14 protein-coding genes are annotated in these 15,184 nt (G+C 73.9%); 4 read left to right on the top strand and 10 right to left on the bottom strand.

Annotated elements, in window-relative coordinates; all coding sequences use genetic code 11:
- Positions 1-6: 6 nt before the first annotated feature.
- The 3 genes from HUT06_RS11660 to HUT06_RS11650 are packed head-to-tail and all read right to left on the bottom strand — an operon-like array spanning position 7 to position 2,521.
- Positions 7-693 carry an ABC transporter permease gene (locus HUT06_RS11660; RefSeq protein ID WP_176195741.1) on the bottom strand — a complete coding sequence of 229 codons (687 nt, stop codon included), beginning with the start codon at positions 691-693 and terminating at the stop codon, positions 7-9.
- Positions 690-1,337, bottom strand: a complete 648-nt coding sequence (locus HUT06_RS11655) for an ABC transporter permease (protein ID WP_176195740.1) — start codon at positions 1,335-1,337, stop codon at positions 690-692. Before HUT06_RS11655 ends, HUT06_RS11660 begins: the two co-directional genes overlap by 4 nt.
- Positions 1,337-2,521, bottom strand: coding sequence for an ABC transporter ATP-binding protein (locus tag HUT06_RS11650; protein WP_176195739.1), 1,185 nt, complete (start codon positions 2,519-2,521; stop codon positions 1,337-1,339). Before HUT06_RS11650 ends, HUT06_RS11655 begins: the two co-directional genes overlap by 1 nt.
- A 159-nt stretch (positions 2,522-2,680) precedes the next feature.
- On the opposite strand from HUT06_RS11650, the gene HUT06_RS11645 reads away from it, so the two are divergent.
- On the top strand, positions 2,681-4,159 hold the full coding sequence (locus HUT06_RS11645; RefSeq protein ID WP_176195738.1) for an aromatic amino acid ammonia-lyase: 1,479 nt from the start codon (positions 2,681-2,683) through the stop codon (positions 4,157-4,159).
- A 7-nt stretch (positions 4,160-4,166) separates the two neighbouring features.
- Here the strand turns inward: HUT06_RS11645 and HUT06_RS11640 are convergent, their stop codons facing one another.
- The gene (locus HUT06_RS11640; protein ID WP_176195737.1) at positions 4,167-5,174 is read right to left on the bottom strand and encodes a LacI family DNA-binding transcriptional regulator; all 1,008 of its coding nucleotides are present in this window, start codon (positions 5,172-5,174) and stop codon (positions 4,167-4,169) included.
- A 155-nt stretch (positions 5,175-5,329) separates the two neighbouring features.
- Between HUT06_RS11640 and HUT06_RS11635 the strand changes: the two genes are divergently transcribed.
- A complete protein-coding gene (locus HUT06_RS11635) occupies positions 5,330-5,866 on the top strand; it encodes a cysteine dioxygenase family protein (protein WP_176195736.1) in 537 nt (178 codons plus the stop codon).
- Positions 5,867-6,033: 167 nt separating this feature from the next.
- Here HUT06_RS11635 and HUT06_RS11630 read toward each other — a convergent pair whose 3' ends face one another.
- Both HUT06_RS11630 and HUT06_RS11625 read right to left on the bottom strand, forming a co-directional pair.
- Positions 6,034-7,077, bottom strand: a complete 1,044-nt coding sequence (locus tag HUT06_RS11630; protein WP_176195735.1) for a hypothetical protein — start codon at positions 7,075-7,077, stop codon at positions 6,034-6,036.
- Between the two features lie 46 nt (positions 7,078-7,123).
- Positions 7,124-8,299, bottom strand: coding sequence for an acyltransferase (locus tag HUT06_RS11625; protein WP_176195734.1), 1,176 nt, complete (start codon positions 8,297-8,299; stop codon positions 7,124-7,126).
- A gap of 165 nt (positions 8,300-8,464) precedes the next feature.
- On the opposite strand from HUT06_RS11625, the gene HUT06_RS11620 reads away from it, so the two are divergent.
- Positions 8,465-9,238, top strand: coding sequence for an SGNH/GDSL hydrolase family protein (locus HUT06_RS11620; protein WP_176195733.1), 774 nt, complete (start codon positions 8,465-8,467; stop codon positions 9,236-9,238).
- 46 nt (positions 9,239-9,284) lie between these two features.
- On the opposite strand, the gene egtD is transcribed toward HUT06_RS11620, so the two are convergent.
- From egtD to egtA, 4 genes are read right to left on the bottom strand one after another with little or no spacing between them, the layout of a single operon-like run.
- Positions 9,285-10,238: an L-histidine N(alpha)-methyltransferase gene (gene egtD / locus HUT06_RS11615; RefSeq protein ID WP_176201301.1), complete on the bottom strand. Its 954-nt coding sequence runs from the start codon at positions 10,236-10,238 to the stop codon at positions 9,285-9,287.
- A gap of 40 nt (positions 10,239-10,278) precedes the next feature.
- Complete coding sequence (gene egtC / locus HUT06_RS11610; RefSeq protein ID WP_176195732.1) at positions 10,279-11,025, bottom strand: ergothioneine biosynthesis protein EgtC; 747 nt, start codon at positions 11,023-11,025, stop codon at positions 10,279-10,281.
- Positions 11,026-12,408, bottom strand: coding sequence for an ergothioneine biosynthesis protein EgtB (egtB, locus tag HUT06_RS11605; RefSeq protein WP_176201300.1), 1,383 nt, complete (start codon positions 12,406-12,408; stop codon positions 11,026-11,028).
- Positions 12,405-13,649, bottom strand: a complete 1,245-nt coding sequence (egtA, locus tag HUT06_RS11600; protein ID WP_176195731.1) for an ergothioneine biosynthesis glutamate--cysteine ligase EgtA — start codon at positions 13,647-13,649, stop codon at positions 12,405-12,407. Before egtA ends, egtB begins: the two co-directional genes overlap by 4 nt.
- A gap of 264 nt (positions 13,650-13,913) precedes the next feature.
- Between egtA and HUT06_RS11595 the strand changes: the two genes are divergently transcribed.
- Positions 13,914-15,182, top strand: a complete 1,269-nt coding sequence (locus tag HUT06_RS11595; protein ID WP_176195730.1) for an RNA polymerase sigma factor — start codon at positions 13,914-13,916, stop codon at positions 15,180-15,182.
- Positions 15,183-15,184 lie beyond the last annotated feature (2 nt).

Here is a 15,184-nt window from a genome sequence, read left to right as displayed (position 1 = left end):
GGTCGGTCAGGAGGAACGGGCGGAGCCGAGCAGTCCCGGCGAGATCACGACACGGCGCAGCGCCGCGAAGACGAGCTGGACGATCAGGGCGAGCAGGACGACGAGCACGGTCCCCCCGATGACGAGCTGGTAGTCGTTGCGGGCCAGCCCGTCGATGATGTAGCGGCCGAGGCCGCCGAAGCCGGGGTAGGCGGCGATGGTGGCGGTCGCGACGACCTGGATCGCCGAGGTGCGCAGGCCGAGCAGGATCAGCGGCAGCGCCATCGGCAGCTCCGCGTGCCACAGGACGCCCCAGCCGGTCATGCCCATGCCGCGCGCCGCGTCCTTGGCGTCGGCGTCGACACCGCGGATGCCCTCGAAGGTGTTCACCAGGATCGGCGGGACGGCCAGCGCCACCAGCGCGACCAGCACCGGCGTGATGCTGTACTCGATCACGACGATGAACAGGATGAGCCCGAAGGTCGGGATCGCGCGGGCGAAGTTCGCGAGCGTGATGGCGAGGAAGCCGCCGCGGCCGGTATGCCCGATGAGCAGGCCGAGCGCCAGCCCGATCACCGCGGCGGCCGCGAGCGACACGCCGCTGTAGTAGAGGTGCTGGAGCAGCCGGTGCGGGATGCCGTCGGCGCCGTGCCACTGGGACGAGGCGGTCAGCCACGTCCAGAACAGGTCGATCTGGTTCCACACGTCGGTCACGATGCCCCCCTTGCCCGCGCCCACGGTGTGAGCAGGCGCTGGACGGTGACCAGGATCGCGTCCGTGACCAGGGCCAGCAGGATGATCAGGACGGTCGCGGCGACGATCTGCGTCTGGAACTGCAGCTGGTAGCCGCGGATGATGTCCTCGCCGAGCCCGCCCTGCCCGATCAGCTGGCCGACCGCGACGAGGCTGATGGAGGAGACGGCGGCGACCCGCGTCCCGGCGATGACGATCGGGACCGCGATCGGCAGCTCGACCTGCAGCAGCCGGCGCAGCGGCCCGAAGCCCATCGCGGTGGCGGCCTGCCGGACGGGTTCGGACACCGACGCCAGGCCGTCCACGACGTTCGGGACGAGCACCGACAGGCTGTACAGGGTCAGCGGGATCATCACCGTGGCCGGGTTGAGCCCGGTGTAGTCGATGAACAGCATGAACAGCGCCAGCGACGGGATCGCGTACAGCACGTTCGAGAGGGTCAGCGCGGGCAGGTACAGCCAGCCCCAGCGGCGGCACAGCACGCCGACCGGCAGCGAGATGAGCAGCCCGAACAGCACCGGCAGCAGCGCGAGCCGCAGGTGCAGGACGGCGTGCTCGCCCAGCGAGTCGGTGTGCTCGCCGATCCAGCCCCAGTCGATGTCCATCAGCCGCCCTCCTTGGCCAGGGACGGCGCGCCGGGATCGGTGTCGGCGCCGGGATCGGTGTCGGCGTCTGGACCGGTGCCGGCGTCGGGATCGGCGGTGGCGCCGGTGCGGGCGATGGCGCTGGTCAGGTCCTGCTGGTCGGCGACGCCGACGAGCCGCCCGCCGGCGTCGACGCTCACGGCGCGGCCGGACGGCGACAGGATCGCGGCGTCGAGCGCGGCCCGGACGGAGTCGGTCTCGGTGTCGAAGGTGTGCCCGACCGGTGCGAGCCGCGCGTCGCCGAGCACACCGGAGGACGGCAGGACGCCGGCCGAGGCCCAGCCGAGCGGGCGCCGGTCGCCGTCCACGACCAGGACCCAGCCCTCGGAGGGCGCCTCGGCCACCGGGGTGTCGGCGGGCAGGACGCCGCGCTCGTTCAGCGGCACGGACGCGGACGGGACGAACGACAGCCGCCGGATGCCGCGGTCGCGCCCGATGAACCCGGCGACGAAGTCGTTCGCGGGCCGGGCGAGGAGGTCTTCGGGGCTGTCGACCTGGACGAGCCGGCCGCCGGTCTCGAACACCGCGATCCGGTCGCCGAGCTTGATGGCCTCGTCGATGTCGTGGGTGACGAACACGATCGTCTTGTGCAGTTCGTCCTGGAGGCGGAGGAACTCGTCCTGCAGCTCGCCGCGGACGACGGGGTCGACGGCGCTGAACGGCTCGTCCATCAGCATGATCGGCGGGTCGGCGGCGAGCGCCCGCGCGACGCCGACGCGCTGCTGCTGCCCGCCGGACAGCTGGAACGGGTAGCGCTTCCCCATCGCGGGGTCGAGCCCGACCCGTTCCATCAGCTCCAGCGCCCGCTCGCGCGCCTTCTTCTTGTTCCAGCCGACGAGGTAGGGGACGGTGGCGATGTTGTCGACGATGGTGCGGTGCGGGAACAGCCCGGCGTGCTGGATGACGTAGCCGATGCCGCGCCGCAGCTCGGCCGGCTTGCGCTCGCGGACGTCCCGCCCGTCGATGAGCACGCGGCCGGACGTCGGGTCGACCATCCGGTTGATGGTCCGCAGCGCGGTGGTCTTGCCGCCGCCGGACGTGCCGACGAACACGGTGATGCGCCCGGTGGGGCAGTCGAGGCTGACATCGTCCAGGGCGACGGTGCCGCCCGGGTAGCGCTTGGTGACGCCCTCAAAGGTGATCAACGATTCACGTCCTCGTTGGGCGCCCGCGACGCCGATGATCGATTTCGGCCTACCCGCCAACCGTAACCAATGGGTACGGTCACCTCGGTGTCCCAGCTTGTCCGGAACGTCGGTTGTCGAGCATAACTACCGGTAAACAGGGGAAAGTAGCGTAGCCGCGTGGAGAACAGTCGAATCGTTATCGACGGGACCGCGCTCACCTGCGGCCAGGTGGTCGCCGCGGCCCGCTCGGATGTGACGATCGTCATGGGCCCGGAAGGGGTCGCGCGGGCCGGCGCCGCGTGGCGGACCGCCCGCGAGGCCGCCGCGACGCAGCCGGTGTACGGGCGGACGACCGGCGTCGGCGCGAACCGCGTGGTGGACGTGGAGTGGGAGGACGCCGACGCGCACGGCCTGCGCCTGCTGCGCAGCCACGCCGCCGGGGCCGGGCCGCTGGTCGCCCCGGAGATCGTCCGGGCGATGCTGACGGTCCGGCTGAACCAGCTCGCGGCGGGCGGGTCGGGGGTGGAACCGGGCGTGCTGGGCGCTCTCGCGGACGTCCTCAATCTGGGCCTGCTTCCTCCGGTGCCGGTGTACGGGGCGATCGGCACGGGCGACCTGACGGCGCTGGCGTCGACCGCGCTGTGCCTGCTCGGCGAGCGGGCGTGGCTGGCCGACCCGGACGGGAGCGCCGACCCGGACGGGGCGGCGCGCGGGCCCGGCTACCGGCTCGGCTCCGCCGACGCGCTCGCGTTCATCAGCTCCAACGCCGCCACGCTCGGGGAGGCGGCGCTCGCGGTCGCCGACCTGCGCGAGCTGCTGCGCGCCTCGACGGTCGTCGCGGCGCTGTCGCACTTCGCCGTGCGGGGCTCGGAGGAGCCGTACGCCGAGGCGGTGCAGGACGCGTGCCCGCACCCCGGCCAGCGGGACGCCGCGGCGGCGATGCGGGCGCTGCTCGCCTTCGACCGGCCCGCGCCGATGCGCATCCAGGACCCGTACGGGTACCGGGCGTTCCCGCAGGTGCACGGGCCCGCGCTGGAGGCGGCGCGGTACGCCGAGGAGGTCGTCACCCGGGAGATCAACGCCGCCGCCGAGAACCCGCTGGTCGACGTCGCCGGGCGGCGGGTCTGGCACAACGGCAACTTCCACACCGCCTACGCCGGGCTCGCCCTGGACTCGGCCCGCGCGGCGCTGTTCCAGACCATGGCGCTCGCCGCCGCCCGCCTCGGGACGCTCGCCGAGCCGTCGTTCACCGGCCTCTACCCGTTCCAGGGCGCCACGGAGGCCTCGTCCGGGATCATGATCCTGGAGTACGTGGCGCACTCGTGCCTGGCCGACGTGCGGCGCCTGGCGACCCCGGCGGCGCTCGGCAGCGCGGTGCTGTCGCGCGGCGTGGAGGAGCACGCGGGCTTCTCGACCCAGTCGGCGCGCGCGACGACCGACGCCGTCGCCGCCTACCGGCTGGGGCTCGGCTGCGAGCTGGTCGCCGCCGCGCGGGCGCTGCGGATGCAGGGGCGCGCCCCGTCCGGCGGGCCGCTGCGCGCGGCGACCGACCTGGCCGCCGCCGTCCTGGACCCGCGCGTGGAGGACCGGCCGCTCGACTCCGACATCGCGGCGGCGGCCGACCTGCTGCCCCGGCTGGCGCGGCTGCATCCCTGACCCGGCCCTACTCCGCCCCGCCGCCGGTGGAGGCGCGGACGCGCAGCGCCGGCTCGCGCACCACGCGGCGCTTGCGGGGCTTGCCGTCGATGACGTCCACGACGAGCCGGACGGCGGAGTGGACGATGCCGTCGATGTCCCAGTCGACGGTGGTGAGCGGCGGCGTGAGCAGCGCCGACATCGGATGGTTGTCGTACCCGCAGACCGCCACGTCGCCCGGGACGGCGAGGCCGAGCGCGCGGGTCGCGGCGTAGACGCCGTAGGCGATCGAGTCGGCGAAGCAGAACACCGCGGACGGCCGGTCGGGGCCGCCGAGCACCCGCGTCGCGACCTCGGTGGCGGCGGCGAGCGACTGCGGCACGACCACCACGTCCACGCGCAGGCCGAGCCGCTCGGCCTCGGCGTTGACGTGCACGTCGGCGGGGCGGTCGGGGGTGCTCGCGCCGGTCGGGGTGAACACGGTGACGCGCTGGTGCCCGAGGCCGCGCAGGTGCTCCAGCGCGAGCGTGACGCCGCGCCGGTTGTCGAACACGACCTCGCCCTGCGCCTGGCCGCCGTGCAGCGCGTCGCCGATCGACACGACCGGGACGGTGCCGGCGAGCTCGGCCCACAGCGCGGCGGACGGGTCGAGCGGCTGCACGATCAGCCCGTCCACCCGCTGGTCGCGCAGCCGGCGGGCGAGGGCCAGCTCCCGCTCGGGATCGCCGCCCGCGTCCACGATGAGGGCGTAGCGGTCGCGGGCGAGCAGCGCGCGGCCGATGCCGACCGCGAGGGACTGCTGCCAGTAGTCCTCCAGGGAGCCGCACAGCAGCCCGACCTGGCCGGTGCGGCCGCTGGCCAGCGCGCGGGCGATCGGGTGGGCCTCGTAGCCGAGCTCGTCCGCCGCCGCGCGGACCCGCTCCTGCGTCTCCTCCGAGGTCTGGATGCCGCGCAGCGCGTACGACACCGCCGCAGGCGACAAACCGGTCGCCTGCGCCACTTCCCGGATGGTCGCGCGCTTGCGCTTCTCCGACATCCCTCCAACCCTAGAGGCCGCCGCCGACAGGGCAAGGAGCACGACCTTGACGGCATGGTTGCTGAAGCGGTTCACTGAAACGGTTAACTGATGCGGTTCAGTACCGCTGCTCAGCGGCTTCGCCGCGCCCTGCGTCAGTTCGGAAAGGAGTACCCGTGTCCTCGGAGGTCCTGCCCCGCGCCACCGGTCTGGAGAACCTGCCCGGCCGCCCCCTCGACAAGCGCGAGCTGCGGGAGCTGGTCGACGGCCTGGCGGAGCGGCCCGGCCTGTGGCGGCCCCGCGTCGAGTTCCCCGAGGGGCGGCGCCACTACGCCTCCCTCCACCGGGACGAGCACGTGGACGTCTGGCTGCTGTGCTGGACGCCGGAGAACGACACCGGGTGGCACGACCACGACGTGTCGTCGGGCGCCGTCCGCGTCGTCGCCGGGGCCATCGAGGAGAACAACCCGCGGATGGGCGGCGAGCCGCTGCGCACGGTGGTCCGGGAGGGCGAGTCGTTCGCCTTCGGCCCCGACCACATCCACCGGCTCACCGGCGTGGAGGAGGCCAGCGTCTCGATCCACGCCTACTCGCCGCCGCTGTGGCGGCTCGGCCAGTACTCCGTCGACGAGTCGGGGGTGATGCGCCGGCTGCCGGTCAGCTACACCGACGAGCTGCGGCCGCCGGATGACTCCCCGACCCCATCCGCCTGATAAGACCGCTCGCCTGACGGGACCGTTCCAGGGTGGAGCCCCCGGCGGGCCCGACCGGGGGATGCGGGCCCGCCGGAGGAAAGGCGTCCGGCCGAAGCCCGCTCACATCGGCCGGACGCTCATACCCGTTCAGCGCCCGCCGTCCCGGAAGTGTCACACCCCCCCGGTCACGGGGCGGCGACGGCTCCGGAGCGGCGGGCGAGCCACCGGTCGGTCGCGGCGCACACGGCGACGACCACGGCGAAGGCGATGCCTGCCGCGCGGAGGAGCCCCGCCTCGTAGTAGGTGTCGGTCACCAACTGCAGCGCCGCGTACCCGGCTGCGGCACCGGCGAGGAGCGCGGCCGCCGTTTGCGCCGCCCAGAGCGCGATGCGGGCCGTGCCGACGCCCGACAGGGTCTCTCGCCGGACGTGTACGGCGGCGGCCAGGCAGATGGCCAGCGCCGCAGCCACCGCGACCAGCGGCGTGCCGAAGTTCACGCCGTAGCGGACGGCCAGGGCCGGGACGAAGAAGAGGGCCAGCGCCCACCTCAGGCCGCTCGTCACGAACGACAGCGCCACACCGGCTTCACCGTCGCCCATCCGGGACGAGGCCAAGCGCGCGGCTACAAGAACGCACAGGGCGGCGACCGCGCCGGGCAGGCGTCCGCTCAGGTGGCCGAGGTTGTAGAGCAGGGCGGTGTCGTAGACGGTCAGTACAAGGTGCCCCAGAGCCCACACGGAGACGGCGAAGAGGAGCATCTGCGCGAACGACGATTGCTCGGGAGCGTCGTCCTCGCGGTCTGCCAGCCACCAGAGCAGCAGCGGGGTCACCACGGCGGAGCACGACCGGATCACGATGTCGTCCATCGTGTAGGGGTTGTGCAGGTCCCACTCGACCACGCAGAAGACGAACGTGTAGAAGAACGACGCCGCCCACACCAGCCATGAGCCGGCCAAGCGCCGGTACAAGCCGCGGTCCAACCACCTCAGCACCGTGGCATAGGCGAGCAGCACGAGCGGAAGCTCAAGGAACCCCTGCACCCGCAGGACGGACGGTGCCAGCAGTTCGGGCGCCGGGAAGTGCTCCGCCAGGGCGCGCATGGCCGAGCCGTCCGCCAGCGCGAACCAGCCCTCCGGCAGGTATCGCGCGACGAACGACGCGTCCCCGCCGTGGACGCGCAGCACGAACACGGTGAACAGCGCCTGGTTCAGGTAGACGAGAGCGACCACCAGGCCAAGGAACGGCTCCGGACGTGCCAGGCCGCGCGCACGTAACTCAACTCCGCGCCAGGTCCACTTCCTCCGCCCGCGCGGGCGGCATCGCATCGACCGGGGTGCGGCCAGGAGGCTCAATGCCGTTGCGAGCAGGACCGCCCCGTCCACCATGACCGACAAACTTAGACGTTTCCACCGAGCGGCGCAGGGGCTCCAGCGACGCGTACAAGCGCGCCTTCATCCATGCCGCTCCCGGCCGTTCGACCAAGCGGTGGACGGCGTACGCGCTCAGCAGGGACGCGGCCACGACGACGCACAGCGCGGGCCACTTCCCGAGGTCCGGGTACAGGGCGTCCAGCAGGGGCAGCGCGAGTTGCGAGTGGACGAGGTACAGCGGGTACGTCAGCGCCCCGAGGACGGTCAGCCGCGACCACCGCAGCCACCGGAGCCGGCGCGTCGCGACGAGGATCATCACGGCGAAGATGCCGGTGATGACCGCGCTGACCACGATCTCGTTCGCGCCCCGGAAGACGTGCTCGGCGCGCCAGGCGCCCCAGTGCAGCGCGATCAGGTAGGTCACGGCCACGTAGCCCCAGAGCAGCAGCGTCGGCCCGAACCGGTGGATCATGTAGAGCGCCATGCCGGCGATGAAGTAGCAGCTCCAGGTCGGGATGAGCATCACCTGCAGCAGGTCGTTGTCGGCCTCGTCGGCGTAGACGCCCGCGAAGAGCCAGGCCGCCATGAAGACCAGGCAGGAGCGGTAGGTGATGCCGATGCTCGCGAGGACGGCGATGAGCACGTAGAAGTGGAGCTCGACCCAGAGCGTCCAGTAGACGGCGTCCACGTTCCGCAGGCCGAGACCGCCCTGCAGCATGGTGAGGTTCGGCAGCACCAGGCCGGGGACGCCGTGGCCCTGCCGGAACACCGCGTAGACCACCGCGCCCAGCAGCACGCTCACCCAGTACGCGGGCATCAGCCTGACCAGCCGGGAGACGCCGAACTCGCCCGGCCCGCGCCCCCACGCGCTCATCAGGATCACGAACCCGCTGATCACGAAGAAGAGGTCGACGCCGAGGTACCCGAACCGCGTCACGTCCCCGAGCCCGGGGAACACCGCGGCCGACGGCTCCGGCCACGGCCCGGCGCCCCCGAAGCCCGTGAAGTGGTACAGCACCACCGCCAGCGCCGCCGCGAAGCGCAGCAGGTCGAGTTCCCTCAGCCGTTCCCGTCCAGTCACCGCGGAACCCTCCCGCCCTCCGGTGACCCGGTCCGGGCCGCGCGGTGAGCCCGGGGTGAACGGACGGTGTCGACGGCGGCACCGCGCTGCCGCGACAGGCCCCGGCAGCGGCGGCGGATCAGTAAGATGCCGCATGCATCCCCTGGAACTCTTGGGTGGTCCTCCATGACATTTCGCCGCGCCCGACGCGGCGCGGCGACGTTGCTGCTGTGCCTGAGCCTGGTGGCGGCCCTGTCGGCCACCGGCTGCTCCGTCCTCCCGGGCCCGGTCCACAAGTCGGCCGCCGCCGACGGCCCGGCGAAGGCCGAGGACGGCGGGTCCCGGAAGGCCCCGCCCGTGGTGATGTTCCTCGGCGACAGCTACACGGTCGGCGACCGCGGGGTCGAGCCGGAGACGACGTACGCGGCGGCCACGGCGCGGCTGCTCGGCTGGCAGGTCGTCATCGGCGGGCGCGCGGGCACCGGCTTCCTCGCCAAGGGGCGCGGGACGCAGGCGTTCCTCGGCCTGTTCGAGAGCCAGCTCGGCTGGCGCCCCGCCCCCGACCTGCTCGTCGTGTCCGGCGGCCACAACGACTGGCGGCTCCCGGCGCCGAAGGTGGCCGCGGCGGCGCACCTGCTGCTCCAGCGGGCCCGGCAGCGCTGGCCCGGTACCCGGGTCGTGCTGGTCGGCCCGCTGTGGGGGACGGGCGCGCCGACGCCGGGGGCGCTCGCCGTCCGGGACGCGCTGCGCGACCTCGCCCGGCAGCTCGGCGTCCCGTTCATCGACCCGATCGGCGAGAAGTGGATCACCGGTGACTGGGTGACCGGCCAGGGCAACGCGCCGCGCTACATCAAGCGCGACCGCACCCACCCGAACCAGACGGGCCACCGCTACGTGGCGACCCGCCTGGTCGCGGACCTCGACCGGCTCGGCCTCGCCCACCCGGCGCGCAAGCGCTGAGCCCAACCCGGGTGGGCGCGGCCTCAGCCGGCCGGCCCGCCCGGCCTCAGCCGGCGGGGCGGGCGAGGGTGAGCGAGAAGTCGCCGTCCGGGTCGGTCCAGAACTCGGCGATCTCCATTCCGGCCGCGCCCAGCTCGGCGTCCAGGCGCTCGCGGCGGAACTTGGCGGAGATCTCGGTGCGCATCTCCTCCCCCGCCGCGAACGACACCTCCAGGTCGAGGCCGCCGACGCGGACGCGCTGGTCGCGGACGGACCGCAGCCGCATCTCGATCCACTCCTCCGCCTCGTTCCAGACGGCGGCGTGCGCGAACGCCTCCGGGTCGAAGTCGGCGTCCAGGTCCCGGTTGATGACGTACAGGACGTTCCGGTTGAACTCGGCGGTCACCCCTGCCGCGTCGTCGTAGGCGCGGACGAGCCGCCCGGGGTCCTTGACGAGGTCGGCGCCGAGCAGCAGGAAGTCGCCGTCGGCCATGGTGGCGCGGACGCCGCCGAGGAACCCGATCCGCTCGGCGGGCGGCATGTTGCCGATCGTCCCGCCGAGGAAGGCGACGAGCCGCCGCTCGCCGCCGGGCAGCAGCGGCAGGTGCTGCTCGTAGTCGGCGACGACGGCCCGGACGGCGAGGCCCGGGTGGTCGGCGGCGATCCCGGCCGCGGCCTCCTCCAGGAAGTCGCCGCTGACGTCCACCGGCACGTAGGAGCGCAGCGTGCCGGACAGGGCGTCCAGGAGCAGCCGGGTCTTCTCCCCGGACCCGGCGCCGAGCTCCAGGAGCGTCCGGGCGCCGGTGGCGGCGGCGATCTCCGGCGCCCGCGCGGTGAGGATCTCCCGCTCGCGCCGGGTCGGGTAGTACTCCTCCAGCGCGGTGATCTCCTCGAAGAGCGCACTGCCGCGCTCGTCGTAGAACCACTTGGGCGGCAGGGTCTTGGGCGTGCCGGCGAGCCCCTCCCGGACGTCCCGGCGGAGCGTCTTGGCGAGGTCGTCGGCGGTCAGGAACCGGTCCATGCGGTCGTTCACCGGGTGGTTCTCCTTCAGGGACGTCGGGTCAGAGCGGTCGGACGCGCACACCGGCGCCGGGGGCGGCGGTGACGAGGGAGCGGTCGGGGACGGGCCGCCAGGCGGGGTCGTCGTCGAGCGGCTCGGACGCGATCCGGACCGCGTCCGCGTCCTCCCGCACGAACAGCGAGTCGCCCCAGGTGGTGGCGGCCAAAGACACTCCGTCGGAGGCGAGCAGGTTGTAGCGGCCCGGGGCCAGCGCGGTGACGGCGGCGACGGCGGCGGCGAGGCCGTCGCCGAGCGGCGCGCCGTCCCGCCAGTGCCGGACGGCGAGCGCGAACAGCGGCGCGGAGTCGACCGGCGCGCGGGCGTCGGGGACCTCGGCGACGTCGCCGGCCAGCTCGCGCAGCTCGGCCTCGACGCCGCCGTAGCCCTCGACCTTGCCGTTGTGGCTGAACAGCCACGTCCCGGCGCGGAACGGCTGGGCGCACGACTCGTCCACGGGGAACCCGACGGTCGCCGACCGGATCGCCGCGACCGCGCAGGACGCCCGGACGGCGCCGGCGACCTCGCGGAACGACTGGTCGGTCCAGAGCGGCTGGGCGCGGCGGAACCGGACGGGCTCCCCCGATCCGGCACCGTCCTGGTACCAGCCGACGCCGAACCCGTCGGCGTTCAGCAGGTTCCCCTGCGTCATGCGCGGCGCGTACGCCTGGGTCTCCAGGGAGTGCTCGCCGCCGTAGATGAGGGAATGCAGGGTCCGCTCAGGACCCAGGTAGCCGAGATGGCGGCACATTCAGCCGTCCTCCCCCGGGGTGCGGGCGCAGCGGAACCCGGAGAAGATCTGCCTGCGGACGGGGTAGTCCCAGTTGCGGAACGATCCGCGTACGGCGAGCGGGTGCGTCGCCCAGGAGCCGCCCCTCAGCACCTTGTAGTCGGGGCCGAAGAAGACTTCCGAGTACTCCTTGTAGGGGAACGAGCGGAAGCCCGGGTAGCCGTGGAAGTCCGACGACGTCCACTCCCACACGTCCCCTAGGAGGCGCCTGACTCCGTAGGCGGACGCACCCGACGCGTAGGTGCCGGTCTCGGACGGCCGTAGCGCGCGCTGCCCGAGGTTGGCGCGGCCCTCCTCGTACACGTCGCCCCATGGGTAGCGCCTGGAGCGCTGTGTGGCCGGGTCCCAGCGGGCGGCCTTCTCCCATTCGGCCTCGGTCGGGAGCCGCTTGCCGGCCCACCGCGCATAGGCGTCGGCCTCGTACCAGCACACGTGCTGGACGGGTTCGCCGGACGGGACGGGTTCCGTCCGACCGAACCGGCGCCGGACCCACTGCCCTCCTTCCCGGGTCCAGAAGGCGGGGGCGCGTTTGCCGCTGCTGTTGCGCCACTCCCATCCGGCGGGGTCCCACCAGCGCGGGTCGTCGTATCCGCCCGCCTCCATGAAGGCGAGGTAGGCGGCGTTGGTCACCGGCTCCACGTCGATGTAGTACGCGGGCAGGTCGACGAGGTGCACGGGGCGTTCGTTGTCGTACGCCCAGGGGTCGTCCGAGGTGCCCATCTGGAACGGGCCCGCCTCGATCAGCACCTCCTCGGCGCGGGTGCCCTCGGCGGGCTTCCGCAGTGGCTCGGCCAAGGGGTCGAGCAGTGCGGGGGCGCCCTTCCTGAGCTGGTGGGTGGCGAGCATGGTCTCGTCGTGCATGTGCTCGTGCTGCACCACCATCCCGTACACGAACCCGCCCGACGTCAGCGGATTCGCCGTGTCGAACCGCACGGACGAGAGCGAGTCGAGCACCTTGGACCGGACCGTGCCGATGTAGGCGCGGGCCTCCTCCGGCCGCAGGAGCGGCAGCGTCGGCCGTTCGCTGCGGGGATGCTCGAACGCGTCGTACAGGTCGTCGATCTCCGGCCGCATCGCCTCCCGGCCCGCCGCCGCGCGCAGCAGCCACAGCTCCTCGTAGTTGCCGACATGGGCGAGGTCCCACACCAGCGGCGACATCAGGGGCGACACCTGCGCGGTGAGGTCGTCCTCGGCGAGGACGTCGGTGGTGAGGCCGAGGCTGCGGTCGCGCACCGCGCCCAGCTCGGCGGCGATCAGTTCCTTCAGCGCCTCGTCATCGCGGACGCCGTCGCGGGCGCCGTCACGGGCGCCGTCGCGGGTGTCGAGCGGGCCCGGGGAGCTCATCGGGGCCATGTGGGGTCCTCCTCGGACGGAAGCCGGGACGGGATCGGGGACGGGGACGGTGTCGGGGACGGGGCGTCGTCGGCGGGGCTGCGGCCGCGCTCGACGTACCGGCGCGCGTACTCCTCGACGAGCGGGACGAGCCCCGGCGCGCCGAGCCGGGGCAGCGCGTCGAGCGCCGCCGCGAAGCAGGTCCGCGCGGCGGCGGCGAGCGGCGCGTCCGCGAGGCCGCACCGGGCCGCCGCCGCCCACCGGTCCGCGACGGGCTCGGTCGCCGCCTCGGCGGCCAGGGACGCGGCCGGGTCGTCCAGGAGCGCGGTCGCGACGGCGACCGGGACGGGCCAGTACCGGCCGGGCGGCGCGTCGATCATGCGCAGCTCCAGCCAGCCGCGCGGCCGGACCGGCGGGAACAGGGTGGACAGGTGGTAGGCCAGGTCGTCCTCGCCCGGCTCGCCCTTGTCGAGCCATTCCAGGAACGACATGCCGGGGTCGGAGACCCACTCGCCCTCGGCCGTGTGGACGAGCATGACCCGGGCGTCGAGCGCGTACCGCGTCCACGCCTCGGCGGGGTCGCCGTCCGCCCCGTCCCGCAGGACGGGCAGGGTGCGGCAGGGGTCGAGCTCGGTCCAGATGCCCTGCCGGGACGAGCGCATCCCGGTGCGGCGGCCGGCCCGCAGCGGCGAGTTGGCGAACGCGGCGACCAGCACCGGCCCGAGCGCGTGCGCGAGCCGCCAGCGGCGGGACGCGTCCGGGTCGTCGGCGCCGATGTCGAGGTTCACCTGGACGGACGCCGTGGAGCACATCATCGCCAGGCCCGCGTCCGGGAAGCCGCCCGCGCGGAAGTAGTCCCGCATGCACGCGTAGCGCGGGTGGTCGGCCTGGAAGCGGGGCCGCCGGACGGGGTCGACGCCGTGCCCGGCGAGGGCCAGCCCGTCCGCGGCGAGCGCGTCGCGGACCTGCGCGATGTCGCGGCCGAGCGCGGTGTGCAGCGGGCCGAGACCGCGGAAGGGCGCGGAGCTGAGTTCCAGCTGCCCGCCCGGCTCGTAGGTGATCTTGCTGCCGGCGGCCGGCGGGCCGGCGTCCGCGACGAGCGCGCGCACCCGCTCGGCGGGCACGTGGGCGGCGGTATCGGCGGTGTCGACGACGAACCACTCCGTCTCCGCACCGACCGTCCCGGGCGGGCCGGTCTTGAAGCAGACACCGCGAATGTGCTGGTAGACGCTGTCGACTGTCAGGCGGGTCACCGTTGACTCCTCACGTAAATCGATAACGGGTTCGAATCCTTCCCTGCTGAACCGCATCAGGAATCCGCCGATGTTCGGGAACTTCCTTAAATCTCCGTGAACATCACCGTCCGCAGCCGTCCCCGCTACCTGGGGTGCTCTTCGACGCACCGTCCGATCGCGGACTTCTCAGCGGTGGACGGGAGGCGCTAGAGTCCCGGTGATCTGCGGTATATGCGCTATTTGTCGGTCCAATGGACCAGCCGGACGGGAACGGGAGGGCACATGCGCGGGGACCTGGGCTCGCTCTACGACGCGCACGCCGACCGCCTGTACGCGTACTGCTGGTCGCTGGTGGGCGACCAGCGCGCGGCGGCGGCCCTCGGCGACACCTTCAGCGCCGCCGTGCACCAGCCGCCGCGCGGCGACCGCGTGCTCTGGCTGTACTCGCTCTCCCGGACGGCCTGCGCCGACCGCGGCGCCTTCACCGGCGAGCTCGCCACCCAGGGCGGGATGCTGTTCGCCGACCCCGACCCGCTGCTGCGCGCCGCCGCCGGGCTGCGCGCCGACCACCGCGAGGTCCTGCTGCTGTGGGCGGGCGAATGGCTCGAACCGCACGACATCGCCCGCGTCCTCGGCATCGCGCCCGACACCGTCGTGCAGCTGCTCGGCGCCTCGCGGGCCCGGCTGGAGCGGGCCGTCCTCGACCTCCTGATGCGCGGCACGACCGAGCCGCGGCTCGACCTCATCTCCGCGTTCGAGAAGGGCAGGCTGCCGCAGTTGCTGGCCCGTCGCGCGCCCGCGCGGGCGCCCGCCTGGCTGCGCGACCGGGTGCTCGCCGCCTGCGAGGAGGAGGCCACGCGGCCGCTGCCGAGCGTCGCCGCGCCGAGCCCGCTCGTGGTGATCGGCTCGGAGCGCAAGGACCGCGGGGAGCGTCCGAAGCGCGGCATCTCCGGCGGCGTCTCCAAGGGCTTCGGCGCCGCCGCCGGCGTCGCCGCGTCGGCCGCCGCCGTCATCGGCCTGCTGGTCTCCTGGCCGGCGGCCAAGGGCGGCAGCGGCGCCACCTCCCTCGTCCCGACGGCGAGCAACGGGCAGACCAACCCCGCGTCCGCCACCACGAGCGGCGTCCCGCGGCACCCGCTGCCCGGCCTCACCGGCTCGGAGCGGGCGAAGGGCGGCTCACCGACCGCGTCCGAGAACCCGGTCACCAGCGCCTACGACGGCCCGCCACGGCAGGCGGGCGGCACGACCGGCACCCCCGGCGGGCCGGCGCCCGCGCCCACCTCCCCGGCGGGGAGGCCGGCCCCGGAGAAGAAGCCGGCGACGGACACGCCGTCGCGGCCCGAGCAGCCGTCCACGCCGCCGGAAGAGCCGACCACTCCCCCGTCGACGCCGCCGACCACGCCGTCCGACCCGACGACCCCGCCGGACGACGGCTCGACGCCGCCGGCCACGCCGCCGACCGACACCCCGTCGACCCCGCCGGACGACGGCTCCGGGACGCCCGGCCCGAGCCCCACCGCGAATCCCGCCCCGGAGCCGGGGCAGGGCTGACG

Origin of the sequence: Actinomadura sp. NAK00032 (assembly GCF_013364275.1) — a bacterium.
Classification (GTDB): Bacteria; Actinomycetota; Actinomycetes; order Streptosporangiales; family Streptosporangiaceae; genus Spirillospora.
This window is presented reverse-complemented; position numbering and strand designations above follow the sequence as displayed.